Origin of the sequence: Clostridium felsineum DSM 794 (assembly GCF_002006355.2) — a bacterium.
GTDB lineage: Bacteria > Bacillota > Clostridia > Clostridiales > Clostridiaceae > Clostridium_S > Clostridium_S felsineum.
This window is the reverse complement of record NZ_CP096980.1, coordinates 3,653,069-3,679,808: the sequence shown is the minus strand read 5'-3', so window position 1 is coordinate 3,679,808 and position 26,740 is coordinate 3,653,069. Positions and strand designations below refer to the sequence as shown.

Here is a 26,740-nt window from a genome sequence, read left to right as displayed (position 1 = left end):
AAATAATAAAAAATAATGAAAAAATACAAATAAATGTAATAAAAATTTTACTTATATTATTTATCTATAAAAATGAGGAAGGAGGATATAACAACTATTCTACAAAAAATATAAGAGATTTTAAGTGAGGTGAGAAATTATTGGAGAGTAAAAAACTAAAAGAATATAAAGTCTTTTTGTTTTTTATAACGTTATTGTTTGGAACTATTTTTATTGAAATTATTGGTTCTAATAAGATATACGCTTTCTCCGGAACAGGAACAGGAGCTTTAAATGATCCTTATGTAGTAACATCCAAAGCGCAACTGCAAGAGATTAGCAGTAATTTATCTGCAAATTATAAATTAGGTTGTGATATTGATCTTGGTAATGTTGAATGGACACCAATAGGGAATAGTACGGCTCAGTTTAGTGGGAGCTTTGATGGAGGCGGACATGTTATAACAAATCTTTCAATTACAAAGGTTAATGTTGATGGGAACTCATTGTTTGGTTATGTGAATAATGGAACAATAAAGAACCTAAGCATAAAGGGTGTAAACATTAATGGTCAGAATTACACAGGAGCTATAGCTGGTAGCATATCAGGAACAAGTATTATTGATAATTGTTCAGCTGAGGGAAGTGTTACTGGAAGTGGAAATACTGGTGGTTTAGTAGGTGAAGCAAGTGGACTAAGCATTAGTAATTCTTATTCTTCAGTTAGTGTAACAGCAAAAGGTGATAATGCAGGTGGAATTGCAGGTAATCTTACAGGAAATATCACTAGTTGTTATGTAACTGCAGAGGTAATAGGTCAAAGTGGTAATTATACAGGAAGTCTTGTTGGTAAGGAAGAAGGAGACATATCTAAATCGTATACAACTAGCGATGTTAGTTCCAATGGAAGCTATGTAGGTGGATTAGCCGGATGGCTTCATGGACAAATTGACCAATGTTATGATACTGGTGGTGTTGCAGCTGCTGGAGATGACGTAGGAGGAATTGTTGGATATTCAAGTTCAGATAATGTTATAAAGGACAGCTTTAATCTAGGAGTAGTTAAGGGAAGAAATTATGTAGGTGGATTACAAGGATATAATGCTGGAACAGAAGGTGGAAGTTCTAATGCTACCATACAAAATTGCTACTCATCGGGAAGAATAATTGTAACAGGAACGGGCAGTGGAGGATTATCAGGAACCAATACAACAATAATTAGTAGCTACTACGACGGTGTAGCTAGTAAGTATGCACCTCAAAGTGTATATGATATAAGTAAACTATCTACGGCTATGAAAATGTCGAGTACCTTTAAGGATTGGGATTTATCAGGTATATGGGCAATTGATGAAGGAACATCTTATCCATATTTAAAAGCTGTTAAGAAGCCTGATGAAGTGGAAGCTGCACCTACAGGAGAAGTTGCTTCTGGAAAAGGTACAACTGATGATCCTTATATAATAAGCAATACTAAACAACTTCAAAATATAAAGTATGAAGTTGGTGCAAGCTACAAATTGGCAAATGACATTGATATAGCTAACATTGATTGGACAGCTATTGGTAGTAATAGTGCAGTACCTTTCACAGGGATTTTTGATGGCAATGGACATTCTATTGAAAATTTTTCTGGTGACTATACAAATGGATTATTTGGATGCGTTAAAGGTGGAACAATAAAAAATCTAAACATAAAAAATGTAAATATTTCAGATGGTAGTTATACAGGAGCATTAGCATCAAATGTTTATGGTGGAAGTACTATTGATAATTGTTCAGTTATAGATGGAACTGTATCGGGTTCTGGGTGCACTGGAGGATTAATAGGAATTGGAAGTAATGTAACTATAACAAATTCTTATTCTAACATTAATGTCATTGGAAAAGGTGACAGTGTGGGTGGACTTGTTGGAAGTCTTACAGGTACAATAAAAGATTGTTATGTACTAGGAAATGTAAATGCAAAAAGTAGTAATATAGGAGGTATTGTAGGATCTTTTCAAGGAGATATCTCTGAAGTATATTTCTCAGGTACAATAACAGGAGCCAATAATGTAGGAGGAATACTTGGGAATTCTAGTTCAGGAACTGTGAAGGATTGTTTTAGTTTAGGAACAATATCAGGAAATTCTTATGTAGGAGGAATACTTGGAAATGGAAATACAACCATTACAAGTAGTTATTCAGCAGCTAAAACAATTGGTACAGGAACAAATGTAGGAGGAATTTCTGGTACATCTACAACAGTAACAAATGGTTATTTTGATAGTAGAATCTCAGGTATTAAAAATCCTAGTGGCGAGGCAAAGGATACTAAAGATTTATATAATAAGGAAACTTATTCAAATTGGGACTTTACATCAACATGGAGTAAAGATACGCAATATCCATATTTAACAAAGTTGCCTAAACCTAATTTTCCTGTTGAAATACCTGATGGATTAAATGTTAGTGATATAACCAGTACATCTATGAAAATAACTTGGAATGAATCATTAGGAGCAGTAGGATATGATATAGAAATAGATGGCAAAGTAATAGATGCGGGGAATAATACAAGCTATAATTGTACAGGCTTAACAGCTGGTACAAACCATACTTTTAGAGTAAGAGCAAAGACATCTAATATGGCAAGTGATTGGAGTCAAGCTGTAAGCCAATCAACCTTAAGTGTGGTAAGTAATGTTAATGCAACCGTAACAAGTACATCACTAAAACTAACTTGGGATGCAGTTAATGGAGCTACGAGTTATGAAGTAGAAGTGGATGGTAATTTAATTATAGGATTAACAGATACAAATTATGAGGTTAAAGGATTACTTCCAGGAACAAGTCATACTTATAGGGTTAGAGCAATAACAACAGCAGGAACAGGTGATTGGAGTATACTTTCAAGTAAAACCACTTTGAATTTAGTAACAGGAATTAAAAATTCAGTTACAAGTACTTCTATAAAACTGAATTGGGATGCTATAAGTGGAGCGGTAAGCTATGATGTGGAGGTAGACGGAAAGTTAGTCACAGGAATAACAAGTACAAACTATGAGATAACAGGTTTAACACCAGGAACTACCCATACATATAGAGTAAGGGCAGAATTTATGGATGGAGTAGGAGATTTTAGTGAGCTAACTAGTGTTACAACCTTAAGTACAGTAGTGAATGTAACTTCAACAGTAACAAGTAATTCAATAAATGTAAGTTGGGATAAGGTAGATGGAGCCACTAGTTATGATATAGAAGTAGATGGAAAAGTAATTACAGGGCTAACAAGTACAGGTTATGAAATAACAGGTTTGACTCCTGGAACAAGTCACAGCTATAGGGTTAGAGTTACAACAGCAGCAGGTACAGGAGATTGGACAGATTTAACTACTAAAGTAACTTTAAGTGTAGTAACTAATGTAATTTCAACAGTAACAAGTAATTCAATAAATGTAAGTTGGGATAAAATAGACGGAGCGGTGAGTTATGACATAGAAGTGGATGGTAAAGTAATTACAGGCATAACAGGAACAAACTATATAATCTCAGGTTTAGAAGCAGGAACAGTACATAGTTATAGAGTAAGAGTAATAACAGCAGCAGGCGTGGGAGAATGGACAGAACTTGCAACAAAAACTACATTAAGTGTAGTGACAAATGTTCAAGCAACAGTAACAAGTAATTCAATAAATGTAAGTTGGGATAAGGTAGACGCAGCAGTAAGCTATGACATAGAAGTGGATGGCAAGGTAATCACAGGGATAACAGGTACAAGCTATGAAATAACAGGATTAACAGCCGGAACAAGTCATACCTATAGGGTTAGAGTAACAACTTTAGCTGGTATAGGAGATTGGACAGGTTTAACAACTAAATCTACTTTAAGTGTAGTAACAGGAGTGACATCAGTAGTTAGCAGCACGTCAATAACAGTTAATTGGGATAAAGTAGATGGGTCTACGAGTTATGATATAGAGGTAGATGGCAAAATAATTACAGGGATAACAGGTACAAGCTATGAAATAACAGGTCTAACAGCAGGAACAAGCCATACTTATAGAGTTAGAGTAACAACTTCAGCAGGAGTAGGAGATTGGACGGATTTAACAACTAAAGTTACTTTGAGCGTGGTGAGCAATATAACGGCTACAGTCGATAGCACATCTATAACAGTAAATTGGACAGCAGTAGCTGGAGCAACAGGATATGATATAGAAGTAGATGGCAAAGTAATTACAGGGATAACAGGTACAAACTACGGAATCACAGGGTTAACGCCAGGAACAACTCATGCCTATAGGATTAGAGCAATTAGTGCAGCAGGAGCAGGTGAATGGAGTGAAGTTGAAAGTGAGACAACCTTAAGTGTGGTAAGCAATGTAACGTCAATTGCAGCCAGTACATCAATAACAGTAAACTGGGACAAAGTAGAAGGAGCAGTAAGTTATGATGTAGAAGTAGATGGAAAAGTAATCACAGGAATAACAGGAACAAGCTATGTAATAGAAGGTTTAACGGCTGGAACAGATCATACTTATAGAGTAAGAGTAATAACAACAGCAGGAGTAGGAGTGTGGACGGATTTAACAACTAAATCTACTTTAAGTATAGTAACAGGAGTGACATCAGTAGCAGGGAGTACAACTATAACCGTAAATTGGGCAGCAGTAACTGGAGCAACAGGATATGATATAGAGGTAGATGGAAAAGTAATCACAGGAATAACAGGAACAAGCTATGAAATCGCAGGCTTAACACCAGGAACAAGTCACAGTTATAGAGTTAGGGCAGTATTTTCAGAAGGAACAAGCGATTGGAATGAATTAACAACTAAATCTACTTTGAGTGTAGTAACAAATGTAACAGCAGTAGCAGCCAGTACATCAATAACAGCAAGCTGGGCAGCAGTAGCTGGAGCAATAAGTTACGATATAGAAGTAGACGGCAAGGTAATCACAGGGATAACAAGTACAAGCTATGTAATATCAGATTTGACAGTTGGAACAAAGCATACTTATAGAGTAAGAGTAATAACAGCAGCGGGAACAGGAGAATGGACTGACTTATATAGTAAAGTGACATTAGATGTGGTAAGTAACGTAACATCAATTTCATCCAGTACATCAATAACAGTTAGCTGGGATAAAGTAGCTGGAGCAACAGGATACGATATAGAAATAGATGGTAAAGTTATCACGGGAATAACAGACACAAAATACACTATTACAGGCTTGACACCAGGAACAGCATATTCTTATAGAGTTAGAGCTGATATAAGTGCCGGAGTGGGAGATTGGACTGCATTAGTAACACAATCAACCTTGAGTATCGTAAGTAATGTAACAACAGCAGCAGGAAGTACATCAATAACCGTAAATTGGGCAGCAGTAACTGGAGCAGTAAGTTATGATGTAGAAGTAGATGGCAAGGTAATTACAGGTATAACAAGTACGAGTTATGTAATATCAGATTTAACAGCAGGAACAGATCATACTTACAGAGTAAGAGTAATAACAGCAGCAGGAACAGGAGATTGGACAGAACTTACAACTGCTACTACGGTAAGTATGATAGGAAATGTAACAACGGTAGCAAGTAGTACATCAATAACGTTAAATTGGACAGCAGCAGTTGGGGCAGTAAGTTATGATGTAGAGGTAGATGGAAAGTCAATCACGGGAATAACAGGAACGAGTTATGTAATCAAGGATTTAAATCCAGGAACAAGTCATAGCTACAGAATAAGAGTAATAACAGCAGCAGGAGTAGGAGATTGGAATGAGATAACAACAAAATCTACATTAAATGTTGTAGGAAATGTAACAACAGCAGTTACAAGCACATCAATAACATTAAATTGGGCAGCAGTAACTGGAGCAGTAAGTTATGATGTAGAAGTAGATGGCAAGGTAATCACAGGGGTAACAGGAACAAATTATATAATTACAGGTTTAACAGCAGGAACAGATCATACTTATAGAGTAAGAGTAATATTTTCAGAAGGAACAAGTGATTGGAACAAATTAGTAACTCAATCGACTTTAAGTATAATAACGAATGTAACATCAACAGTTACAAGTACTTCAATGACAGTAAATTGGACAGCAGTAGCTGGAGCAACAAGTTATGATATAGAAGTAGATGGTAAAGTAATCGCAGGAATAACCAATACAAGCTATGTAATAACAGGTTTAACTCCAGGAACAGATCATTCTTATAGAGTGAGGGTAGTAACAGCAGCAGGAATAGGAGAATGGACAACACTTACAACAGGAACAACTATAACAATTGTAAGCAACGTAACATCAAGTGTATCCAGTACATCGATAACTGCAAGTTGGGCAGCAGTAGTTGGAGCAATAAGTTATGATATAGAAGTAGATGGCAAAGTAATTACAGGAATAACAAGTAATAGTTATGTAATTACAGGACTTACACCAGGAACAGATTATTCTTACAAAGTTAGAGTAGTCACATCTGCGGGAATAAGTGATTGGAGTCAATTGGTAACTGAAACAACTATAGGTGTTGTAAATAATGTAACAGCTGTTTTAAATAATAATTCAATGACAGTAAGTTGGACAGCAGCCTCTGGAGCAGCAAGTTACGATATAGAAGTAAATGGAACTATAATTTCAGGAATAACAGGAACAAATTATGTAATTACAGGACTTACACCAGGAACAACTTATACCTATAAAGTAAGAGTTAATACTAGTAATGGTATAGGTGATTGGAGTAATCCTATAGTTAAGGCAGATTTGAATATTATACCTTCAAATGGTGTTGCAGCAATAGTAACAGGTACATCTGTAAATCTATCTTGGCAAGGAATTGCAGGTGCTGCAGGTTATGATGTAGAAGTAGATGGAACTATAGTAAGTGTTGGAAATATTACAAGTTATGTAGCAACTAATTTACAGCCAGGAGTAACGCATACTTATAGAATAAGACCAACAACAGAAGGTGGTGTAGGTGATTGGAGTAGTCCTATAGTTAAAACTACACTAGATGTAATAACTCAAGGTAATATTACAGCAGTACCAACAGATACATCAGTTAATGTAAGTTGGCAAGGAGTTGCAGGTGCTACAGGCTATGATATAGAAATAGATGGAAAAGTAATAAGTGGAATAACGGGAACAAGTTATGAGATAACAGGGCTTCAACCAGGAATAGCAGTTAGTTATAGAATAAGGCCAATAACAGTAGATGGTGTAGGAGTATGGAGTGAAGTTATAAGCCAAACAACCTTAAGTGTAGTTGGAGGTATAGTATCAACACCAGATAGTACATCATTAACAGTAGGATGGACAGCAGTAGCAGGAGCAATAAGTTATGATGTAGAAGTAGATGGGAAAGTAATAACAGGAATAGCAGGGACAAATTACGTGATAACAGGACTTACACCAGGAACAGATCATACCTACAGAGTAAGAGTAATAACAGCAGCAGGAGTAGGAGTATGGAGTGATATAGTAACTAAAACAACCTTAAGTGTAGTTGGAGGTATAGTATCAACACCAGATAGTACATCACTAACAGTAGGATGGACAGCAGTAGCAGGAGCAATAAGTTACGATGTAGAAGTAGATGGGAAAGTAATAACAGGAATAGCAGGAACAAATTACGTGATAACAGGACTTACACCAGGAACAGATCATACTTACAGAGTAAGAGTAATAACAGCAGCAGGAGTAGGAGTATGGAGTGATATAGTAACTAAAACAACCTTAAGCGTAGTTGGAGGTATAGTATCAACACCAGATAGTACATCATTAACAGTAGGATGGACAGCAGTAGCAGGAGCAATAAGTTATGATGTAGAAGTAGATGGCAAAGTAATAACAGGAATAGCAGGAACAAATTACGTGATAACAGGACTTGCACCAGGAACAGATCATACTTACAGAGTAAGAGTAACAACAGCAGCAGGAGTAGGGGTATGGAGTGATATAGTAACTAAAACTACTTTAAGTGTTGTAACAAATGTGACTTCAACAGTTGATACTTCATCTATGACAATTGCTTGGACAGCAGTAGCAGGAGCAATAAGTTATGATATAGAAGTAGATGGTACAGTAACAACAGGAATAACAGGAACAAGCTATGTGGTTTCTGGTTTAACGGCAGGAACAAGTCATAACTATAGAGTTAGAGCATTAACCACAGCTGGTACGGGGATATGGAGTAACTTGAGCACAAATACTCTATTATTACCAATAGCAATTAGTATTCAAAGTGATAAAACTACAATTTCTTCAGGTTCAACACTTGTTGTATATGTTATGATGAAAAATTGTAACGATATTAGCAGTGAAGATATATGTATTCAATATGATACAAAAGCATTTAAACTTGTTAGTACAGAAGCCACTAATAATGATAAGTTTGGAATCTCAGATGAGGAAAATATGAATGATGGGCAAATTCAAATTATAGGTGGAAGTAATGGACAAGAGAACAACATTAGTGGACAGTTAAATATAATAAAGCTAACATTTAAGGTTAATCAAGATGTACAACAAGGAAAAATAACAGTAACTGATGCAATAGTTGGCGATGGAAATGATAAAATATATGAGGCAACATGTTCAGGACAGGATTTTCAAATTGTAACAGGTGATGTTAATGGAGATGGTAAAGTGACAGTAGATGATGAAGCAATAGCTTCAAGACTTGTAGGAACTGATCCTAGTAAATGGGGAAGTTATACTCCAGATGTTAATGGTGATGACAAGGTTGATAATGAAGACTTAAAAATAATATCACAACATATAACACATTAATGTAAAAATCATCAAGCAATAAAGGTTTCAAATTTGCTGGAAATAAGTGTTAAGCAAATTTGAAACCTCATTTTGATGAATTTTAAGTATAAAATAGTTATTGAGTTTACAAAATACTACATATAAATTAATAATTTTAAACATATTGAATTGTAAGCTAGTACAGTAATTAAGCATATGTTAAAGAAGTTGGGCGAATTTTGTAAATATTATAAATATTTAATTGCAAATGAATAACTATTGACATAATTTGATTGAATACCTAGAATTAATTAAGGAATATAAAAGTTTTGGAGGATGAAAATGAACAATCAAGATTTTAACTATAGGAATGGTGAACTTGGTATAGTTGCACTAGAAAGCTGCAAGGGAATAGGCGAAAAAATTGATAATCGTATTAAGGCTAAAAGAGAATCAGAAGAAACTTTTTTGATACCTACTGAAGAAATACGTTTTTCTAATGGAGAGGGTAAAGTTAAATTATCAGAATCTGTAAGAGGAAAAGATATTTATATACTTTGTGATGTAGGAAATTATAGTTGTACATATAATATGTTTGGAATAGAAAATCACAAAGGTCCAGACGAACATTTTCAGGATATCAAAAGAACTGTATCTGCTATAAGAGGAAAAGCAAGAAGAATAACAGTTATAATGCCACTTTTATACGAATCAAGGCAGCATAGAAGAAAGGGTAGGGAATCCTTAGATTGTGCTTTAGCACTTCAAGAGTTAGAAAGATTAGGAGTTCAAGAAGTTCTTACATTTGATGCGCATGATCCTAATGTACAAAATGCAATCCCATTAATGTCATTTGAAAATCTTTATCCCACATATGATATAGTGAAAACAATTATTACAGAAGAAAAAGATATAGAAACTAATAAGGATAAGATGCTTGTTATAAGTCCTGATACCGGTGCTATGGATAGAGCTATATATTATGCAAGTGTTTTAGGGGTAGATGTTGGATTATTTTATAAGAGAAGAGACCATTCAACTATTGTAAATGGTAAAAATCCTATAGTTAAACATGAATATATGGGAAGAGATGTTGAAAATCAAGATGTTTTAATTGTTGATGATATGATAGCTTCAGGAGAATCTGTTCTAGATATAGCAAAAGAACTTAAAGCAAGAAAAGCAAGAAATATTTATGTTGCTACTACTTTTGCATTCTTTACAGAAGGTTTAGACAAATTCCAAAAATATTATGATGATAATATAATATCAAGAGTTTATTCAACTAATTTAACTTATATACCACCGGAACTTGAAAAAACTGAATGGTTTAGAAAAGTTGATATGTCTGAGCTTATATCTAGGATAATTCATAGGCTTAATAAAGATGAATCAATAGCTAAATTTATGGATGCTACATATGTACTTCATGAATTACTAAATAACAAGAAAAAGTAGCAAACCTAAAAATGAGTTTCTAAATTTTTATTAGAAACTCATTTTTTTATTTCACATTGAAATATTAATAATATATAATATAATTGAATGTTGTATTGTTATTGTAAAAGTTGTAATAAGTTTAGTAAATCAGAAGGAGAACAAACATATGAATAAAATTGAGATTCCAGAGTTATTTAAGGAATTTGAAGATAGAATACTAAAGACTATAAAGATATCAAATGAAATTACATACAAAAGGGAAGAGACGCTTCCTTGGGAAAGTAAATTAGGTGGGATGCCATATATAGAGAATACACAGCAATACCCTAAAGATAAAGATGGAGTACCATACTTTTTTTTAGCTCAAATTAACTTTGAAGAGATTCGTGGTATCGAAGATTTTCCAAGTGAAGGAATTTTACAGTTTTATGTTAAAAGGGACGATGTATACGGATTGTATGAAGAAGATGGTTTTGTTGTTAGATATATTGAAAAGGTAAATAAATGCTATGAAAATTTGGTAAAGGATGTACCGGTAATAAAGGAAGATGAAGAATTTTATCCTCCATATGAGTATGAGGGGAAAATGATTTTTACAGTACGAAGTATGCCAGTATCTGCTCACGATAATAGCTTTAATAAAGTATTTGAAGGAATAAAGTTTACAGAAGTTCAAGAAAAAGAAAGTTATGAGGTATTTGATGGCTATGGGAGTAGAGTAGGAGGATATCCTGGCTTTACTCAAGGTGATCCAAGAAATGATAAAAAATATGATACACTCTTACTTCAACTAGATATGGATGACGAATGTGGAATTATGTTTGGAGATTCTGGAGTGGCAAATTTTTTTATAGCTTCTGAGGATTTGAAGAAATGTGATTTCTCTAAAGTATACTATACATGGGATTGCTGTTAAAACTTAGTAAAATCCTCTAGAAGAGGATTTTATTTTGATTTAAATAAAAGTATTATGGTGAAAGTAACATTATTGACAATAAAATGGAATTGAAGTAAACTTTAAAAGAGAACGGAGGTTTTCTAATGCAATATTTAAAAGAAGAAATGAGAAACAAGATAGTAGATGAGGCGTTAAAGGAATTTTTAAAATCAGGTTATAAAGATACGTCTATAAGAACTATAGTGAAAAATGCAGAAACCTCTATTGGCAATTTTTATAAATACTTTAAAAGTAAGGAGGATTTGTATGAAACAATCGTAGAACCTGTGTACAGCAGGCTTATACAATATGTAAATAGATTTTTTGAAGTAGAAGTAAATGAAAAAATGCAAGAAATATTCTACAGTCTTTCGGAAGAAGTTATAAAAATATTTGAAGAAAATCGTAATGAACTAGCAGTACTTTTGAATAGCAGCAAGGGTTCTAAGTATGAAAACTGTAAAAAGATTTTCATAGAATTTATTACACGTACTGTAACTATAAGTTTTGAATATCAGCTTTCAATGTATAAAAAGGCAATTGAAGATAATTTTATAATAAAGATTCTATCATATAATTTTGTTGAGGATATAGCAATAGTGTTAAAAGAGAAGAGAAATAAAAGAGAGGTAAGAAAGCTTATCAGTGATTTGTTAGAAATTTTTTATGGTAATATAATAGGTAAGCTGGAGGTTAGAGAAATTTAATAATAAATAAAGAGAGATTGACTCTAACGGAGTATATAATCATTTTGACAAATGAGGTGAGACAAGTTATGGATAAATTAGAATCCATAAAAGAAATAAAGAACTACATACAAAGTAACGAACTTGTACTTATATATTTTAAAACCGAGGATAATGGTATATGTCGTGAATTAGATTCTTTAATTGAAAGTGTAAGTGAAAAGTATAATAAAATGTCATCAGCCAAAGTTGACACTGGTAACTTACCTGCAGTACCTAATGATTTTAAAATGTTTACAGTGCCTGAAATTGTAGTGTTTATGAAAGGAACTGTAGTTGTTGAGCAATCTAGATATATAAACTTTAGAGAAATTGAAGAGGTATTATCTAATTATTATAAATACATATAATTAAAGAATAAGAAGGACTTTCGTCCTTCTTATTCTTTAGCAGAGTCAATTAATGTGTGTAATAGTTTAGGAAATTTCCATTTAAGCGTATTTCTATCAAATAAACCGTAACTGTCCTTTTCCCAGGCGTTGGAGAAGCCATTATCCCACCATATAGTAGCTATATTTCTTTTTTTAGCTCCAGTAACATAGTATTTTGCAAGAGCTATTCTTGAAGTTTCATTGTTTTTATTTACAGAACCAAATTCTCCAATTACTACACCATGACCTTTTTTTACAAATTTATTATAAAGAGTGTTTAGTGTTGAATCTAATTCTCTTTTGTCTTCTTTGCTCCCCCAAGTAGAGGTTCCATTGATGTTCATAGCAAAGTTATAAGGTAAATAGGCATGAACTGATATTAGAATTTTTTTATCATTGTTTGGAATTTTTAAAGCATTAATAGATGCACTGTCTGTTGATGCGGCATAAGTTGGTATCATTAGAAATCTAGATGAATTCTTTGAACCAGATTTTCTTATAGTGTTTACAGCAGCTAAGTTAAATTTGTTAACTACATCTAAAGCTTCATCAGTTCCGCCAGACCATTCTACAGGACTTCCTACCAATCTAGGCTCATTCATTACTTCAAATATTAAAGAATTATTGTAATTTTTGAAACGATTCGAAATTTGAGACCATATTTTTGTAAGTTTGTTAGTTGCATCAGCTTCTTTAGCATAAGTTGGTATGAGCCAAGATTCTTCCTTATGAAGATTTATGATAACATACATGTGATTATCCATAGCGTAGTCAACAACCTCTTGTATTCGGTCAAGCCAAGTTGTATCTATGTTATAATCTGGAGCTGGGCCTAAATGATTACACCAACTTACAGGGATTCTCACAGTGTTAAAGCCGGCTTGTTTTACTTTATCAATCATTTCTTTTGAAGTTTTAGGATTACCCCAATCAGTTTCGTTATTAGGTGAGTCTAGAGTATTACCTAGATTCCAACCAACTTTCATATCTTTAACAAGCTGTAGAGATGATAATTTGTCATTACTAACTTTTTTATCAGTTGAGGGGTTAGATATGGATGGATTAAGGTTACGTATTAAAAATAACCAAATAAAAGCCAATATCAAAAATAGAATTAAAATTTTCGAAAATAATTTTTTAAACAATATTGTACCTCCTTACATCAAAATAATAGCAATGTTAAGCTTTTGCTATTATTTTTACAGATATTATTATACTGTATATTCTTGAATTTGTATATGTGATATATATTAAATGTGATACATTATAAAGAAAAATGGAGTTACAAAAAGAAAGAAAAAGAAAAATACAATAATGATAATATTAATAATTATATAAAACGAAAATCAGCTTAAAATGTTAAAAACATTTATTGACAAATAAAAATATATATTAAATATTCAACAAAATAAAGAAAAAATAGGACTACAATACCTGTAATTAGGAAGTTCTATTATTAATTATATATAAAAAAGTAAGGAGAATATTTTTTTATTCTCCTTACTTAAAATTAATGTTACTTAGCACCACTAACTAATGCTTTTGCTATATCAGGGAATACCCATGTAAGATTATTTCTATCGAATATACCGAAAGAGTCTGCGCCTGCTTTAGAAGGGCCATTATCCCACCATATAGGAGTTATTCCTCTTTTTCTTGCGGCTGAAACATAGTAATTTGCATGTGCTACTCTTGAAGCTTCGTTATTTTTATTTATTGAACCGAATTCACCCATTACTACAGCTTGACCGTTCTTTACAAATTTGTTGTAAATAGCATCAAATTCTCCATCGAGCTCATCTTTGTCAGCTTGACTACCCCAAGTGGAGATTCCGTTAGCATCAGTATCCATTGCAAAGAAATAAGGTGAGTATGCGTGAAGTGATACTATCACTCTTTTATCGTTATTTGGTATTTTTAAATCATTCATGGCAGCAGTTGCTGTAGAAGCGCCATTAGTTGGAACCATAATAAATCTAGTTGCATTTTTTGAACCTGTATTTCTTATAGCATTTACAGCAGCTAAATTAAAATGATTAATTACATCACGAGTTTCAGGAGTTCCACCGCTCCATTCTTCAGGAGATCCCACTACTCTTGGTTCGTTTAAAGTTTCTAAAATCAAACGATTATTATAGTTTCTAAAACGAGTTGCTATTTGAGTCCAAACTTTTGTAAGTTCATCTGTTGATGCAGCTTCTTTAGCATAAGTTGGTACAACCCAAGAAGTTTCATGATGAGTATTTAATATAACATACATATCATCTTTAATAGCATAATCAACGACGTCTTGAACTCTGTTAAGCCATGCTTTATCAATATTGTATTTAGGACCTGCACCTATATGACTTGCCCAAGATACAGGAATTCTTACAGTATTAAAACCAGCTTTTTTAATTTGGTCAATCATAGCTTGTGTTGTTTTAGGATTTCCCCAACTTGTTTCATCAGGAGAGGCGTCTAAAGTATTACCTAAATTCCAACCAACCTTCATATCATCCACAACTTGTTGTGCTGACATATCGTTTAATTTTGGTTTTGAATTAGTAGTGGCAGCAGATACATTAATAGTAGAAAAAGATGTACCTAGAAAAGCCAATGTTAGAAGTGAAATTTTTGCCTTTGAAAATAAAGTTTTTAACATGTGTAAACCTCCTTAGTTCTCAATGAAAGTAATAATATTTTTTTACCTTTTACATTGTTATTATACTGTATATTTTTGTATATGTATATATATAGTTACTAATTTATAAGGTCATGTAAGTCTAAAAAGACATAAATAAAAGAGATATCACCGTAAAAGAATAGTTTTTTGAAAAAATACTACGATTATGATAAGAAAATTAATCTTATTAGTAAGAAATGATGTTTACGAAAGATTAGCATAAAAAAACAGCCATATGCTATGGCTGTTTTTAAAAGAATTAAGCTCTGTTTACTGAACCGAATAGAACCATTTTTTCTTTTACTTTAGCTTTTATTGCTTCAAAACCAGGAGCTAATAATTTACGAGGGTCAAAGCCTTTTCCTTGCTTATCTTTTCCTGCTTCAATGTATTTACGAGTAGCATCTGCGAATACTAATTGACATTCAGTATTAACATTGATTTTTGCAACTCCAAGAGATATAGCTTTTGCTATCATATCATCAGGAATTCCAGTACCACCGTGTAAAACAAGAGGCATATCTCCTACTGAATTTTTTATGCTTTCTAATACATCGAATCTTAATCCAGCCCAATTTTTAGGATAAACACCATGAATGTTTCCAATTCCAGCTGCAAGGATGTCAACTCCTAAATCAGCAATTCTCTTACATTCAGCAGGATCAGCAACTTCACCGCCACCAACAACTCCGTCTTCTTCACCACCAATTGCACCAACTTCTGCTTCAACAGAAATTCCTTTTGCATTAGCAGCCTTTATAACTTCTTTTGTTTTTTCTATATTTTCAGCTATATCATAGTGGGAACCATCGAACATTACTGAAGAAAATCCAGCTTCGATTACCTTAAAAGCACCTTCATAGCTACCATGATCTAAGTGTAATGCAACTGGAACTGTTATATTTAAATCTTGAATTAATCCATTAACCATTCCAACTACAGCGTGATATCCACCCATATATTTTCCTGCACCTTCAGATACTCCTAAAATAACAGGAGATTTGTTTTCCTCTGCAGTTAATAATACTGCTTTAGTCCACTCTAAATTGTTGATATTGAATTGACCAACAGCATATTTTCCTTCTCTAGCCTTATCTACCATTTCTTTTGCTGATACTAACATAAACTTTACCTCCAAAAATAAATATTTTTTAGAGAAAATAATATTTGAAACAATTTCTCTTTCTAAAGTTATTATAATCTAAAATTGTTAAAAAGAAAACAAAAATTTTCAGATAAAAATTATAATACTGTGCTAAATAGAATAAGTTTCATAAAATTCTACATAATTATCGTTTAAATTCGAATATAATAGCTATACTATAAATAAAAAATTAACAAATTACATATTCTTTTATAAATATCATATATAGTATTGACTATAAACTAAAAATTATTAATAAAATAAAGAAATTAGGATACAGGTTTTTTAGTTATCTAATCTAACGTATGAATAAGAATGAGAAGATGAAAGATTAATTAAATGTATAGTATTGCCTTTAAGGTATGTAACCTGAAACTTAATGGTCTTACCTGAAGCTATAGGTACTTCTTGTCCATCATTTATAACTTTTGCTAGTTTAAAAGTTATAATTCCATTATTAGAATAAAAAAAGGTTCCAGTAATAACATTTCTATCGTCAGCATTTTCTTTATAAATTTTAAAAGAACAGTCATTGTTAAGGACTAGTCTTTTGTCCGTACTTCCATCGTTATTTTTAAGTCCCCAAGAACCAGGCAAATCTTTTTCATTTATGTCGCTATTATTAGTATCAGTTTTTGAAGAAGCTTTTTTGTATATTTTAAGGGTTTTAAAGGTGTTAATAATGAAATCTTTATAATTGTATTGTTTATAACTATCATCTTCAGCCTCAAATTTAAATTCATATTGGTAATTGCCATTTACAACTACTAATGTATCAGCATCTATAATTGAATCGCCGTCCTTAATTCTACTATGAACTACAGCATATTTTTTGTCATCTATTTTTATATAGCTAGTTGAAGTACTTCCCTCAATAGAATTTTTTCTGTATGTGTTCTCAAGTGAGTTAATATACTCAGTTTCTGTTAAACTCTCTGAATATTTATTACATTTTAATCCACCTACTAAAGTTTTTGTGCCATTTTTCTTTAAAGCAATTGCATTTTGACCTCTGTTAGTACCCTCTTGCCATTGATCAGGATTATAATTAATAGATACAACCTTATCATCTGAGTAGAACTTACGAGATGGGGAGAAGGTTACAGATGATTTTGTGGATTTTGAGTTTAAAGTGCAACCTGTCAGTAAAATAACTAATAGGAATGATGGAATAATTACCTTCTTTAATATTGATTGTAGATTTAATTTTGAACATTTAATATTCTTCATATAATACTCCTTACTTTAAAATATTCTGCGTTTATTTTAATAAAATTAAAAATATCTAAAAATGCCATAACAATTATAACACATGTGCCTTGATTTTCAACTTATATATTAAAGGGAGAATTGTTTTTGATATATTATGTAATATTTGTTAGTAACATAGAGGTGTTAAAAAATTTTATATGGATATTCTTTAATTTAACCTAGAGTATGAAAGAGAAGGGGATTGATTATAAAAAATACTCCCTTAAATAATAAGGAAGTATTCTAATATAATTAAACTATACATTACATGATATATCTATAACAGGTACGTCACTTGAAGAAAAACTGCTTAAAATAAAGCTACTAGGTTTGATTTTTTTAGAATCTAAACTCCAATGGTTGGTATTTAAATTGTAAGCTAAGCTGATAGAAGCAGTTGAGTTTTTACTAATAACTTTAATGGGAATCATATAATTTATAGCTCTATTAAACCAAAAAGCCTCATAACAGTTGGATTTAATGACAAAGCTTATTTTACTGGCATTCAAGGTATTATCCACCCAAAATATTGGATTACAGCCTAATTCCCAGGTTTGATAGCCTTGTCCAATATTTGTGAACTTAATAACAAATAACATTTATATCACCTACAAGGATAATTTTATAACTAGTATAGTTAATAGAATGTCTATATAGTATATGAGAAATTTACTAACTATGTTATAGGTATTCAAAATTCTTAAGTTTTATTTTTATGTAAACTTTGTGTAAGGATATTAAAGTAAAATTATAAGTTTATTATGTTAGGATTACATATTAGAAAATAGAAGTACAAAGTGATATAACATAACAAGAATTAATTTTTAAGTGGGGGTGTATTATATTGGAGAGTAATATTGACATTAGCCAACATTGGGTATAATATAAGAATATATTCAACGTTGGATAAAAAGGAGAAAGTTATGGTTAGAGCACTAGTTTTATATATTTTAAGCGTTAGACCAACGCACGGTTACGATATACAGAGATTTATAGAAATAAATGGAATGGATCAGTGGGCTAAGATAAAATCTGGTTCTATATATTATGCATTAAGTAAGCTTGAAGAGCAGGGCTTCATATTTACCCTTAGAGAAGAAAGAACAGGGGCAAGGGTAAGAAAGGTGTATGCAATAAATGGTTCAGGTATAGAGGAGTTAAAGAGAATTTTAAGAAAAGAGATTTTAAAACCAATTGATAGTGTTGAATCTGAAAAGTTTACTATTTATTTAATGTTTAACAGACTAAAGAAAGAAGAGATAATAGGACTTATAGAAAAACACATAAAAACTCTTGAGGAAAGAAAAAAGTGGTGGGAAGATTCTAAAAAGCTTAAAGTAATGAAGGATACACTTAAGGTTGAAATACTTCATTTTGATGCGGTTATATGTAATTTAGAATATCAGATTAGTTGGCATAGAATGCTTATTGAAGAATTAGATGATATAATTATATTTTCTAATGGTATAGAAAAGCTTATAAGTAAAGTTGATTTTGGAGAGTTAGAAGATGTAGAGTTTAATTCTAAGGATAAAACTGTAAAGGATGTTACTAAATTGACAGAGGAGATAATAAAGAATCCTACGAATCTTGAAGAAAAGATAACTACGCTTATCAGCCTTTTGAAAAATAAATAGAGATTTTTTATGGAGATTTCTAGTTGATAGCTTAAGAAATTTCCTTAAAAAATATTCACATATCCAACGTTGTATATTAAAAACAAAGTATTGGAGGAATATTAATGAGTTGTATTTTAAAAGTAAGTGGACTTGAAAAAGAATATGGAGAAAGAAGGGCTGTAAAAGGCATTAGTTTCATGATTGAAGAAGGAGATATATTAGGATTTTTAGGACCTAATGGTGCTGGTAAAAGTACAAGTATAAATATAATATCTACAGTAATTGATTGTGATGGTGGAAGTATTTTTTTCTTAGAAAAAGACATTAATAAAAATAAAAATTCTTTTAAAGCAAATTTAGGTGTTGTGCCTCAAGAGATAGCTGTTTTCTCTGATCTTACAGCCTATGATAATGTGAAATTCTTCTGTAGTCTTTATGGTATTAAAGGTAGAAAACTTAAGGAAAATGTGGAAGAAGCACTTGAATTTGTTGGTTTGTTAAAAAGAAAAAATGATTTTCCGTCAAAGTTCTCCGGAGGAATGAAGAGAAGACTTAATATAGCATGTGCTATAGCACACAAACCCAAACTCTTAATTATGGATGAACCAACAGTAGGGATAGACCCTCAATCAAGAAATAATATTCTAGAAACAGTTAAAAAATTAAATAAAATGGGCACTACAATAATTTATACTTCACACTATATGGAAGAGGTTGAGAGTGTATGTAATAAAATAATAATTATGAATGAGGGTGAAATTATAGAAGATGGAACAAAAGAAGCTGTAAAAGAAAAATATAAAAAAGATAGTTTAGAAGAAATATTTTTGAACCTTACAGGAAAAGCGTTAAGGGATTAAGGAGGAAAAAACATGAAGGGATTTTTAGTATTACTTATTTATAGCTTTAAAAAGAGATTGAAAGATTCTTTTGTAATAATATACAACGTTGTATATCCAATAATTATTATAGGACTGCTTTCATACTTAACATCAAATTATTTTAAAGGGGATAGAAGTTTTACCTCAAAGCATTACTATTTTATTGTGCTAATGCCGTTTTTTATTTTTAGTAATATTATTACCACGGCATATGCGGCTAAGGATGAAAATTTAAGCAAAACTTCATATAGATTTTTGATTGCACCAATAGATAGCTTTTCAATAGTTTTGTCTAAAATAATATCTTGCAGCATAGTTTTATGGATTTTAAATGCTTTGCTTTTAGTATCTGGAATGTTTTTATTAGGCATTAATTTTGAAAATAGTATACCGAAGGTACTCTTAATATTTTTTACTGAAAATTTGATGGCATCAGCAATAGGAATATATTTTGGGATAAGGATAAAAGAATTTAGTATACTTCAAGGTATTTTAAGTATACCTATAGCAATATTTGCAGTATTAGGAGGATGCTTTTTTCCAGTAGGTTCCTTTGGAAATATATTTGAAAAAGTAAGCTATATTTCTCCTCTTATGTGGATAAATAAAGGGATTATATCAGCTATATATGATAGGAATGAAACTATTTTAACTTATTGCATTTTAGTTACTTTATTAATAGGTATAATATTTTCTGTTGCAGCAGTATTTTCATTTAAGAAGGAGGTATTTTTATAATGAGAACTGTAATACTAATATGCATTTGTAACTTTAAAAGAGTATATTGTAATAAGAAAAAATTCTTCATAAATTTGTTTGTGCCAATAGTAGCAATAATTTTAGCTATGACAGTTAATTATGTAACTACTCCTTCATTAAATATTGGAGTAAGCATTAAAGGCTCAAATGAAAATAATAGAATAATAAGGCTTTTGAAGAGGACTAAGAACGTTGATATTAAAATAGTTCAAGGAACACTTTATAAGACAGATGTAATTATGGGAAAATATGACGCTGTAGTTAAATTAAAAGACAATTCTAATAATGTTGAGGTTTACAGTATTAAAAATAAAAAGACAGGTGAAGATATAAAAAAATTAATAAAAGCTTATGCTTCGACAAATAAGCCTTTAAACATGGAAAATATAATGAAAAATGAACAAATAGGGGGACTGTCTGAGGCAGAAAGAATAATAGCATTTTTGTTTACAGTGCTTTTAATTACATCAGTTATTAATGAAGCAGTTATAATAAGAGACAGAGAGGAAAATACATTCTATAGGTTTATGTATTCTCCAAGAAGTAAATTTAATTATATACTTGGCAATGTAATATATAATTATGTTTTTAGTTATGCTCAGATATTTTTAGCAAGCTGCATTATAAGTATTTGTGGGGGTTCTATAGGCATTTCACTTTCCCAAATGCTTCTTTATGCAATTGTATTTACACTTGTTATTACTACTTTAGCAACCTTGATAGTTCTAATATTTAATAAAGAGTTACATGCAAATATGTTTTCAGCTGCTATAAGTATTATATTATCACTTATAGGTGGAACTTTTATAAGTTATAGTAAAATGCCCAAATTGCTTAAAACGCTTAGTGAAATAACACCTAATAGGTGGATAATAAAGTCCGTGCATTATATTCAAGGTGAAGCGTACAATTCTATTAATCCTATGATAGTTCTTGTCATATTTTCCATTATATTTTCTTTGTTGGCTTTTATAGTTAATAAATTTAAAAAAGTAGAATTTAAGTAATAGTTTAAACCTTATACTGATCAATCAAGCGTCTTGGGGCTTGATTGATTAGCTTTTAGAATTAATGGATTTCATATAAATATACCAAGGCAAATAGTACTTGAGAGTTATATAGCTGCTCTTGAAGGAATAGAGAAGGTAGGCTATAATTAAAGTAAATTTATTAAAAATATGTAAGTGAAAAATAAAAAAGTAAAGAAGGATTAAAATGATAGTTGATAAGTTAGAAAATGCGGATTTATATGTTAACGTGAACAGTAGACTAAAAAAGGCTTTTGAGTTTTTAAAAGATAATGATATACAAAAGCTTTCCGATGGAAAATATGAAATTGATGGAGATAATATTTATGCATCAGTTCAAAGCTATGTAACACAAAATGAAGCTGAAAAAAGATTTGAATCACATGAAAAATACATAGATATTCAATATATTTCTAAAGGACAAGAGTTTATAGCTTGGTCACCAATAGAAAATTTAACTGTAGAAGAAGCTTATTCAAAGGAGAAGGATGTAGCTTTTTATAAGGATGGTACATTTTCTTCAAAAATAAATTTAGATGAAGATTATTTTTGTATATTTTTTCCTAAGGATGCTCATAAGCCAGGCTGTACTTTAGATAAAACTAGCCAAATAAAAAAGGTAGTTGTTAAAATAAAAATAGCATAATTGTGTTAAAATTAAAGGACAGAAATTTAGCATCTTCTGTCCTTCTTAAATATTATTTTTTTGCAGTTACATTTACCCAGGCATCGTTATAAAGCTTTTTGGAATCTCCTAAGTCTGCAAATATTTCAGCATTCTTTAGAGAACTATCATCGGGATAGGAAGCTTTATTATTTTTAACCTTATCACTTAAAAGATCAAAAGTTTTTTTGTTTGGGGTTCCATAACCTATAAAGTCAACATTCTTTTTATTTACCTTTGCATCAAGTAAATAATTTAAGAACTTTTCAGCGGCTGCTTTATTCTTTGCATTTTTAGGTATAACCCAACTGTCAAACCATAAATTTGTTCCTTCCTTAGGAATTACAAACTCATATTTACCTGGATTTTCATTCATAAGTACGGCAGCATCGCCAGAGTAAATAACTCCAATTGGCTTTTCACCGTTTCTCATGTCATCCTTTATTTCATCGCCAACATATACAGGATTTACTTCATTCTTTTGCTTTATAAGTTCACTTGCAGCTTTAGCGACTTCCTCTTTATTTTTTGAATTCATAGAATAACCAAGTCTTTTAAGAGAAACACCTAAAGAATTTCTCATATCATCGGACATGTATATTTTTCCTTTATACTTAGTATTCCATAGGTCGTTCCAGCTTTCTAGTTTATCTTTTATTTGAGTTTTATCATATATTATACCTATTGTTCCCCACATATAAGGTACAGAGTATTCATTCTTTGGATCAAAGGCTAAATTTTTATATTTGTTATCTATATTAGAATAGTTAGGTAAAGCTTTAAAATCAATTTTTTGAACTAAATTTTCTTTAATCATTCTGTCTGTCATGTAATCAGAAGGACAAATAAGGTCGTAGCTATTAGTTCCTGATTTAACTTTTTCGTACATTTCTTCATTAGTTGAAAAAGTTTCGTAATTTACTTTTATACCTGTTTTGGCAGTGAAATCCTTAATAATATTTTTATCAATATATTCACCCCAATTAAAAACAGTTATGGTTTCTTTACTAGAACCTCCTGGTTTTAAATTGCAGGCAGTTAGAGAAGAGCAAGCTATTAAAACTGTTGCTGCAAGGGCTATAATTCTTTTTACACTTTTCATTTCTTTTCCCCCTTAGATATAATACTTTTTCCGTTAGCTAATAGTAATAATATTAGAATAGTTACAAACATTAAGGTTGATAATGCATTTATTTCAGGTGTTATTCCACGACGTGCCATAGAATATATTTCTATAGAAAGATTTGTAACATCATTTCCAGTATTGAAGAAGCTTATTACGAAATCATCTATGGACATTGTAAAGGCAAATAGAAAACCTGCAAAAATTCCGGATTTTATTTGAGGAAGTATTATTTTTCTCATAGCATAACTAGGTGTTGCGCCAAGGTCTAAAGCAGCTTTCACAATGTCAGTAGGAAGCTGAGTTAGCTTTGGAAGAACAGATAGTATTACATACGGAACAGAAAATGCAATGTGAGCTATAACTAAGGTTAAAAGTCCAAAAGGAACCTTAAAAAATATAAATAAGGTCATTAAGGATACTGCCATTACTATATCTGGATTTAAAACCGGTATGTTATTTATGTTTAGTAATATCTTTTTCGGTATAGGTGACATTTTACTTATGCCTATAGCACTGATGGTTCCAAAAATTGTGGCTACAACAGAAGATATTATAGCAACAAGTACTGTGTAGTAAAGCGCTGTCAAAATCCTATCATCTTGGAGCAAGGCTTTGTACCAGGTTAATGAAAAATGTCCCCAGTGTGATGAAAACTTTTCGGAATTAAAAGAAAATACCATTAAAAATACTATTGGAGCGTACAAAAATATATAAGTTAATGTTAGGTATAATCTTTTTAGCCATTTTCCTACCATAGACGGCCACCTCCTGTTAAGTTACTCTTCTTATCAAATTTTGAAAGTACAGTCATAGAAATAAGAATTATGATCATCATCAAAATTGATATAGCTGATCCAAAATACCAATCTCCAACAGTTGTAAATTGAGATTCTATTAAATTTCCTATGAGCATAAATTGACCGCCGCCTAGAAGCTTTGATATAACAAAGGTTGATACAGCAGGCATGAAAACCATAGTAACACCAGACATAACACCGGGTATACTCAAAGGAAAAATTATTCTTTTAAATATAACAAATCTATTAGCACCTAAATCAGAAGCGGCTTTTAAAACATCTTTGTCTATTTTAATTAACACAGTGTATATAGGAATAATCATAAAAGGAAGGAAATTGTATACCATTCCAAGGATTACTGCAGCATCTGTGTATAGTATATCCAAAGGTTTAAAGCCTAAAAAAGAAATTATAGTGCTTAGTATTCCGTTTTTACCAAGTATAGACATCCAAGCATAGGTTCTTAGAAGAAAATTCATCCACATTGGTATTATAAGAAAAAGCATAAGTATATTTCTTATCTTAGTACTTGCTTTTGAAATTATATAAGCTATAGGATATCCTAAAAAGAAGCATATGATAGTGGATATAAGTGCTAGCTTAATTGAGTTAAAAAATACGAGCATATAGGTAGAATTAAATAATTTTTTATAGTTGTTTATTGTAAAACTTTGATCACTTGATATAAGGCTGAAATATACTATTAAAAAAATTGGTATTACTATAAATATTATGCTCCATAATATATAAGGGTAATGAGAAATGGAGCGTCTATTCCTCTTCATTAGAATCTGCCTTTCTCATAATGTGTATATCATCGGGAAGAATATTTATACCAATAGTATCTCCAACTTTAACATGTTTAGTGTTATGAATTATCCATGTAGTATCATTTATTTCAACCTTAATTTCATAATGAACTCCCCTGAAAACAGCAGAAATAACCTCTCCACAGAGGTGTCCTTCTTCTTTTGATACAATTTTTATATCTTCAGGTCTAATTACAATATCAACATTTTCATTTTTACTAAAACCTTTATCTACACACTCAAAATCCTTATTTTCAAAATTAACCTTGTAATCGCTAAGCATAACTCCGTTTAAAATATTACTTACACCTATAAAATTAGCTACAAATCTGTTTTTAGGTTCGTTGTATATATCTTCCGGGCTACCTATTTGTTGAATCTTACCTTTGTTTAATACCACAATAGTATCAGACATAGTGAGAGCCTCTTCTTGATCATGTGTTACAAATACAAAAGTTATACCGAGCTTTTGCTGTATATTCTTAAGCTCAAGCTGCATTTCCTTTCTAAGCTTTAAGTCAAGAGCACCAAGAGGTTCATCTAGAAGAAGGAGTTTTGGTCTATTTACTAGTGCACGCGCAATGGCTACTCTTTGCTGTTGACCGCCACTTAAAGAATCAGTAGATCTTTTTTCATAGCCTTTTAAATCTACTAAAGATAGCATTTTAGATACCTCTTCTTGTATTTGCTTTTTAGGAAGCTTTTTTATTTTAAGGCCAAAAGCTACGTTTTCATATACGTTCATGTGTGAAAAAAGAGCATATTTTTGAAATACAGTATTTATTTGCCTCTTGTGAGGGGGAACAATATTTATATTACTGTCTTCAAATATTATGTTTCCTTCATCAGGGGTTTCAAAACCAGCAATCATATTTAAGGTTGTTGTTTTACCGCATCCGCTTGGACCTAAAAATGTAAGAAATTCATTTCTTCTAACAAATAGGTTTAAATCTTTAATTACATAATTATCGCCGTATTTTTTTGAAACGTTTTTAAGTTCAATAAGTATGTCTTTTTCCATAGTTAAAATTAACACCTCTTTTTATAAATGTTAAAAGGATGGTGGAGTACTTATCCAAATGAGGTTAGCTGTTTTTTTACCAGCGTTTAAAATTTGATGATTTACGTTTGGTTTAAAGTAAAAACTTTCACCACTTTTTACTTTGAATTTTTTGTTACCAAGCTTTAGATATATAGTACCTTTTAATACATAACCAAATTCTTCGCCTTCATGAGGTTCATCTTCAAGGTAACAACCGTTCTCATAAAGAGTTAACATAACCGGCTCCATGGAGTCTTTTTGAGAATTGGAAACAAGCCACATAAGGTTATATTTTAGTTCATCATCTGAGGTTTCGCCCATATCATCCTTTTTAAATACTATTTTTTCCTGACTATCCTCTTTGAAAAAATCAGGTAGATTTGTGCCTAAAGTATCGAGGATATCAGTCAGAGTTGCTATGGAAGGTGAGGTTAAATTTCTCTCTATTTGAGATATAAAACCCTTCGATAGCTCACATCGATTAGCAAGTTCTTCTTGAGTTAATTGCTTTTCAATCCTAAGTCGTTTTATTTTTTCTCCGATATCCATAAATCACCTATGTAAAATATAATAGTTTTTTATAGTATATGTAAACTTGAAGTTTATATATACTAAACTCGACAATAAATAATTATACAGGAAATTTTAAATAAATCAATAAGCTTATGTAAAAATTCCTATAATTAATGTAATTTTAACTTGACTTTTTAGAGTAGTACAAGTTAGATAATGTAAATAAAATAA

At 31.3% G+C, this 26,740-nt stretch carries 20 protein-coding genes; 10 read left to right on the top strand and 10 right to left on the bottom strand.

Features of this window, described 5'->3' with window-relative positions:
• Positions 1 to 140 precede the first annotated feature (140 nt).
• From CLFE_RS17345 to CLFE_RS17325, 5 genes are all read left to right on the top strand, one after another.
• Positions 141 to 8,756 (top strand): fibronectin type III domain-containing protein, encoded by an 8,616-nt coding sequence (locus tag CLFE_RS17345; protein ID WP_077894142.1) that lies wholly within the window; start codon positions 141 to 143, stop codon positions 8,754 to 8,756.
• Between the two features lie 303 nt (positions 8,757 to 9,059).
• Positions 9,060 to 10,175, top strand: coding sequence for a ribose-phosphate pyrophosphokinase (locus CLFE_RS17340; RefSeq protein ID WP_077836214.1), 1,116 nt, complete (start codon positions 9,060 to 9,062; stop codon positions 10,173 to 10,175).
• A gap of 148 nt (positions 10,176 to 10,323) precedes the next feature.
• Complete coding sequence (locus tag CLFE_RS17335) at positions 10,324 to 11,073, top strand: YwqG family protein (protein WP_077894141.1); 750 nt, start codon at positions 10,324 to 10,326, stop codon at positions 11,071 to 11,073.
• A gap of 125 nt (positions 11,074 to 11,198) precedes the next feature.
• The gene (locus CLFE_RS17330; protein ID WP_077894140.1) at positions 11,199 to 11,801 is read left to right on the top strand and encodes a TetR/AcrR family transcriptional regulator; all 603 of its coding nucleotides are present in this window, start codon (positions 11,199 to 11,201) and stop codon (positions 11,799 to 11,801) included.
• Positions 11,802 to 11,869: 68 nt separating this feature from the next.
• On the top strand, positions 11,870 to 12,190 hold the full coding sequence (locus CLFE_RS17325; protein ID WP_077894139.1) for a thioredoxin family protein: 321 nt from the start codon (positions 11,870 to 11,872) through the stop codon (positions 12,188 to 12,190).
• A 29-nt stretch (positions 12,191 to 12,219) separates the two neighbouring features.
• Here CLFE_RS17325 and CLFE_RS17320 read toward each other — a convergent pair whose 3' ends face one another.
• The 5 genes from CLFE_RS17320 to CLFE_RS17300 all read right to left on the bottom strand — a co-directional run bounded on the left by CLFE_RS17320 (position 12,220) and on the right by CLFE_RS17300 (position 17,870).
• The gene (locus tag CLFE_RS17320; protein WP_077851742.1) at positions 12,220 to 13,356 is read right to left on the bottom strand and encodes a glycoside hydrolase family 5 protein; all 1,137 of its coding nucleotides are present in this window, start codon (positions 13,354 to 13,356) and stop codon (positions 12,220 to 12,222) included.
• A 371-nt stretch (positions 13,357 to 13,727) separates the two neighbouring features.
• On the bottom strand, positions 13,728 to 14,855 hold the full coding sequence (locus CLFE_RS17315) for a glycoside hydrolase family 5 protein (RefSeq protein ID WP_077832504.1): 1,128 nt from the start codon (positions 14,853 to 14,855) through the stop codon (positions 13,728 to 13,730).
• A 280-nt stretch (positions 14,856 to 15,135) separates the two neighbouring features.
• The gene (gene fba / locus CLFE_RS17310) at positions 15,136 to 15,999 is read right to left on the bottom strand and encodes a class II fructose-1,6-bisphosphate aldolase (RefSeq protein WP_077894138.1); all 864 of its coding nucleotides are present in this window, start codon (positions 15,997 to 15,999) and stop codon (positions 15,136 to 15,138) included.
• A gap of 306 nt (positions 16,000 to 16,305) precedes the next feature.
• Entirely contained in the window at positions 16,306 to 17,250 is a 945-nt protein-coding gene (locus CLFE_RS17305; protein ID WP_077894137.1) for a hypothetical protein, read from the bottom strand.
• 278 nt (positions 17,251 to 17,528) lie between these two features.
• On the bottom strand, positions 17,529 to 17,870 hold the full coding sequence (locus tag CLFE_RS17300) for a hypothetical protein (protein ID WP_077851744.1): 342 nt from the start codon (positions 17,868 to 17,870) through the stop codon (positions 17,529 to 17,531).
• A gap of 324 nt (positions 17,871 to 18,194) precedes the next feature.
• Between CLFE_RS17300 and CLFE_RS17295 the strand changes: the two genes are divergently transcribed.
• The 5 genes from CLFE_RS17295 to CLFE_RS17275 all read left to right on the top strand — a co-directional run bounded on the left by CLFE_RS17295 (position 18,195) and on the right by CLFE_RS17275 (position 22,204).
• Entirely contained in the window at positions 18,195 to 18,908 is a 714-nt protein-coding gene (locus tag CLFE_RS17295) for a PadR family transcriptional regulator (RefSeq protein ID WP_077894164.1), read from the top strand.
• Positions 18,909 to 19,012: 104 nt separating this feature from the next.
• Positions 19,013 to 19,750: an ABC transporter ATP-binding protein gene (locus CLFE_RS17290; RefSeq protein WP_077894136.1), complete on the top strand. Its 738-nt coding sequence runs from the start codon at positions 19,013 to 19,015 to the stop codon at positions 19,748 to 19,750.
• 12 nt (positions 19,751 to 19,762) lie between these two features.
• A complete protein-coding gene (locus tag CLFE_RS17285) occupies positions 19,763 to 20,509 on the top strand; it encodes an ABC transporter permease (RefSeq protein WP_077894135.1) in 747 nt (248 codons plus the stop codon).
• Positions 20,509 to 21,537, top strand: coding sequence for an ABC transporter permease (locus CLFE_RS17280; RefSeq protein ID WP_077894134.1), 1,029 nt, complete (start codon positions 20,509 to 20,511; stop codon positions 21,535 to 21,537). Before CLFE_RS17285 ends, CLFE_RS17280 begins: the two co-directional genes overlap by 1 nt.
• Before the next feature lie 208 nt (positions 21,538 to 21,745).
• A complete protein-coding gene (locus CLFE_RS17275) occupies positions 21,746 to 22,204 on the top strand; it encodes a NanQ anomerase/TabA/YiaL family protein (RefSeq protein WP_077832497.1) in 459 nt (152 codons plus the stop codon).
• A 52-nt stretch (positions 22,205 to 22,256) separates the two neighbouring features.
• On the opposite strand, the gene CLFE_RS17270 is transcribed toward CLFE_RS17275, so the two are convergent.
• Genes CLFE_RS17270 through CLFE_RS17250 form a run of 5 tightly spaced genes read right to left on the bottom strand, consistent with a single transcriptional unit; the run spans position 22,257 to position 26,545 of the window.
• Positions 22,257 to 23,324, bottom strand: a complete 1,068-nt coding sequence (locus CLFE_RS17270) for an ABC transporter substrate-binding protein (protein ID WP_077894133.1) — start codon at positions 23,322 to 23,324, stop codon at positions 22,257 to 22,259.
• Positions 23,321 to 24,103, bottom strand: a complete 783-nt coding sequence (locus CLFE_RS17265) for an ABC transporter permease (protein ID WP_077894132.1) — start codon at positions 24,101 to 24,103, stop codon at positions 23,321 to 23,323. The genes CLFE_RS17270 and CLFE_RS17265 overlap by 4 nt, the downstream gene beginning before the upstream one ends.
• Positions 24,097 to 24,930, bottom strand: coding sequence for an ABC transporter permease (locus tag CLFE_RS17260; RefSeq protein ID WP_077832494.1), 834 nt, complete (start codon positions 24,928 to 24,930; stop codon positions 24,097 to 24,099). Before CLFE_RS17260 ends, CLFE_RS17265 begins: the two co-directional genes overlap by 7 nt.
• On the bottom strand, positions 24,917 to 25,975 hold the full coding sequence (gene potA, locus CLFE_RS17255; RefSeq protein WP_077894131.1) for a spermidine/putrescine ABC transporter ATP-binding protein: 1,059 nt from the start codon (positions 25,973 to 25,975) through the stop codon (positions 24,917 to 24,919). Before potA ends, CLFE_RS17260 begins: the two co-directional genes overlap by 14 nt.
• 30 nt (positions 25,976 to 26,005) lie before the next feature.
• Positions 26,006 to 26,545: a helix-turn-helix domain-containing protein gene (locus CLFE_RS17250; protein WP_077832492.1), complete on the bottom strand. Its 540-nt coding sequence runs from the start codon at positions 26,543 to 26,545 to the stop codon at positions 26,006 to 26,008.
• Positions 26,546 to 26,740 lie beyond the last annotated feature (195 nt).

Excerpts from the sequence above, each read along its gene's own strand:
- CLFE_RS17340 (WP_077836214.1), top strand. The coding sequence starts at position 9,060 with ATGAACAATCAAGATTTTAACTATAGGAATGGTGAACTTGGTATAGTT.
- CLFE_RS17335 (WP_077894141.1), top strand. The coding sequence starts at position 10,324 with ATGAATAAAATTGAGATTCCAGAGTTATTTAAGGAATTTGAAGATAGA.
- CLFE_RS17330 (WP_077894140.1), top strand. The coding sequence starts at position 11,199 with ATGCAATATTTAAAAGAAGAAATGAGAAACAAGATAGTAGATGAGGCG.
- CLFE_RS17325 (WP_077894139.1), top strand. The coding sequence starts at position 11,870 with ATGGATAAATTAGAATCCATAAAAGAAATAAAGAACTACATACAAAGT.
- CLFE_RS17315 (WP_077832504.1), bottom strand. The coding sequence starts at position 14,855 with ATGTTAAAAACTTTATTTTCAAAGGCAAAAATTTCACTTCTAACATTG.
- fba (WP_077894138.1), bottom strand. The coding sequence starts at position 15,999 with ATGTTAGTATCAGCAAAAGAAATGGTAGATAAGGCTAGAGAAGGAAAA.
- CLFE_RS17305 (WP_077894137.1), bottom strand. The coding sequence starts at position 17,250 with ATGAAGAATATTAAATGTTCAAAATTAAATCTACAATCAATATTAAAG.
- CLFE_RS17300 (WP_077851744.1), bottom strand. The coding sequence starts at position 17,870 with ATGTTATTTGTTATTAAGTTCACAAATATTGGACAAGGCTATCAAACC.
- CLFE_RS17295 (WP_077894164.1), top strand. The coding sequence starts at position 18,195 with ATGGTTAGAGCACTAGTTTTATATATTTTAAGCGTTAGACCAACGCAC.
- CLFE_RS17290 (WP_077894136.1), top strand. The coding sequence starts at position 19,013 with ATGAGTTGTATTTTAAAAGTAAGTGGACTTGAAAAAGAATATGGAGAA.
- CLFE_RS17285 (WP_077894135.1), top strand. The coding sequence starts at position 19,763 with ATGAAGGGATTTTTAGTATTACTTATTTATAGCTTTAAAAAGAGATTG.
- CLFE_RS17280 (WP_077894134.1), top strand. The coding sequence starts at position 20,509 with ATGAGAACTGTAATACTAATATGCATTTGTAACTTTAAAAGAGTATAT.
- CLFE_RS17275 (WP_077832497.1), top strand. The coding sequence starts at position 21,746 with ATGATAGTTGATAAGTTAGAAAATGCGGATTTATATGTTAACGTGAAC.
- CLFE_RS17270 (WP_077894133.1), bottom strand. The coding sequence starts at position 23,324 with ATGAAAAGTGTAAAAAGAATTATAGCCCTTGCAGCAACAGTTTTAATA.
- CLFE_RS17265 (WP_077894132.1), bottom strand. The coding sequence starts at position 24,103 with ATGGTAGGAAAATGGCTAAAAAGATTATACCTAACATTAACTTATATA.
- CLFE_RS17260 (WP_077832494.1), bottom strand. The coding sequence starts at position 24,930 with ATGAAGAGGAATAGACGCTCCATTTCTCATTACCCTTATATATTATGG.
- potA (WP_077894131.1), bottom strand. The coding sequence starts at position 25,975 with ATGGAAAAAGACATACTTATTGAACTTAAAAACGTTTCAAAAAAATAC.
- CLFE_RS17250 (WP_077832492.1), bottom strand. The coding sequence starts at position 26,545 with ATGGATATCGGAGAAAAAATAAAACGACTTAGGATTGAAAAGCAATTA.